We start from the raw sequence: 2266 nt of genomic DNA on the forward strand, positions 1-2266 counted from the left end.
ACATCCAGATCGCGATAATTGTGCTCTTTTTTAACACCGAAGTAGACATCCCCGATATTGCGGCCCCCTAAGATGGCCACAGCGTTGTCCATAACCAGTAGCTTGTTGTGCATCCGGTGATTGACGCGGCGGAAATCGGCCAAGAAGCTCAACGTGCGCCAGAACCGGTTCGTGATGGGATTGAAGAGGCGGACCTCGATATTGGGATGGCCGTCGAGCCCCGCAAGCACGAAGTCTCTGTCCTGCGTTTGATAGTGGTCGTCGATCAAGAGCCGCACGCGCACGCCGCGATCGGCCGCGCGCAGCACCCGGCTGGCCAAGATCCGGCCGGTGGTGTCCGCACTCCAGATGTAGTACTGCGCATCCAGCGACTTTTCGGCCAGGTCGATCAGGGCGAGCCGGGCAAGAAACCCGTTCTCCGCGTGTTCGAGGAGCGAGAAGCCCGACAAGCCCGGATGTTTGTCGGCCGCTTCCCCGAGGAGCGCGCCCACGCTGGTGGTTTCGGGATGGGCGAATGCGATCGAGGGCGTGCGCGGGTAACTCCAATCGACCGTGGCGCAAGCGCCAAGCAGAAGGGCGATTGTGAGAGCCGGGAGGATTCTCTTGAATGCGTGAGACCTAACACTCGTCGCGCGCCTGCTCACGCCGGCTCTATCCCATGTGTGAATCGGCCGCACCAGTACGACTTTCGTCCTACGCCCGGGACGATGGAAGCCGCGGAGACTACACGCCGGAGTATCGAGCGTTCTTCGACAAGTACCAGGCGGAGATCTCTCAGAACTTCGAGGGGCCCTTTCATCCTGCGGCAGCTGTCCACGTTCCGGTGGACCAACTCGGCCCTGGCGGCGCGCTCGCTCTCGGAGGTCATGAAAGAGCGCCTGCTGGGCAAGGTCACGCTGGGGGAGCTGAGTGCGCGCCAGATGCGTGGCGACGTGCCCGCGCGAAGGCCGTGGGCGACCTAGGCTAGGTTTTCCTCAGCCAGTTCACCCTGCGCTCTCCCCGGAGGCGATAGGCTCCTCGATCACGCGCGCCGGCTTCTCACGCGCCGGGACGCCCCGTTCGGCCGACGGGTCGGTGACGAGGGCGCACAGCGCCGCCGCCACGGCCAGCGAGAGGCCGCCGAGGACGACGACGGTGAGCCGGTTGTCGCCGCCCACCAGCCGCACCAGGGCGCTGTCGTTGGTGAGGACGCGCTCCAGGAGCTCGCCGAAGCCGAGCGCGGCGAGGATCTCCGGGATGACGATGAAGAAGTTGAAGATGCCCATGTAGATGCCGGTCTTCCCGGCGGGCAGGGCGCCGGCGAGGATGGCGTAGGGCATGGAGAGGGTGCTGGCCCAGGCCACGCCCACGCCGACCATGGGCAGGAGCAGCAGGTACTTGTCGTGGATGAGGGCGACCGAGAGCAGGCCGAGGGCCCCCAGCAGCAGGCACAGGCCGTGGGTGAGGCGGCGGCCCAGCCGCCCAGCCATCGCGGGGAGCGCGAAGGAGCAGGCGAAACACACCGCCGAGTACATGGCGAAGCACGTGCCCGCCCAGGCGATGCCCTGCTCGTAGGCCGGCGTGCCGGGCGTGCCGCCGAAGATGTTCCGGGCCACCGCCACCCCGAAGTAGAGCCACATGCAGAAGAAGCCCAGCCAGGTGAAGATCTGCACCCAGGCCAGGCGGCGCATGGTCTGGGGCATGGCCCGCACGTCGTGGAGGATCTCGGTGACGGCGGCGCCGAGGCCGGCCTGCTCGGCCTTCATCCGCCGGAAGGCCTCGAGGTCCTCCGGCGGATGCTCGCGGGTCGTGACGACGGTCCAGAGCACGGCCGCGAGGTAAGTCCCCGCGCCGAGATAGAAGGCCAGTCGCACCACGAACGGAATGGTTCGGCCGGGCGCCCCGCCGTCGCTGCCGGCCGGGAAGAGGTCGTAGAGGAGCCACGGCAGCATCGAGGCGATGACCGCGCCCAGCCCGATGAAGAGCGCCTGCATCGCGTAGCCGCGCGTGCGCTGCTCGGGCGGGAGCAGGTCGGCGACGAAGGCGCGGAAGGGCTCCATGCTGATGTTGATGGAGGCGTCCATCACCCACAAGAGCCCGGCCGCCATCCAGAGCGTGCCCGAGTTGGGCATGGCAATCAGCGCGAAGGAGGCGAGCAGCGCGCCCGTGAGGAAGTAGGGGCGGCGCCGGCCCAGGCGGTTCCAGGTGCGGTCGCTCATGTGGCCGATGACGGGCTGCACGAGCAGCCCCGTCAGCGGGGCCGCGAGCCACAGGACGGGGATCTGAT

2 protein-coding genes are annotated in these 2266 nt (G+C 67.4%); both read right to left on the reverse strand.

Features of this window, described 5'->3' with window-relative positions; translation table 11 throughout:
- Positions 1-491 (reverse strand): phospholipase D-like domain-containing protein (locus tag VFX14_12020; GenBank protein HEU5190407.1); only part of this gene is annotated, 491 nt, incomplete at its 3' end.
- Between the two features lie 492 nt (positions 492-983).
- On the reverse strand, positions 984-2266 hold a 1283-nt coding region (locus tag VFX14_12025), incomplete at its 5' end, for an MFS transporter (GenBank protein ID HEU5190408.1).

This window comes from Candidatus Methylomirabilota bacterium (assembly GCA_035764725.1).
Classification (GTDB): Bacteria; Methylomirabilota; Methylomirabilia; order Rokubacteriales; family CSP1-6; genus DASRWT01.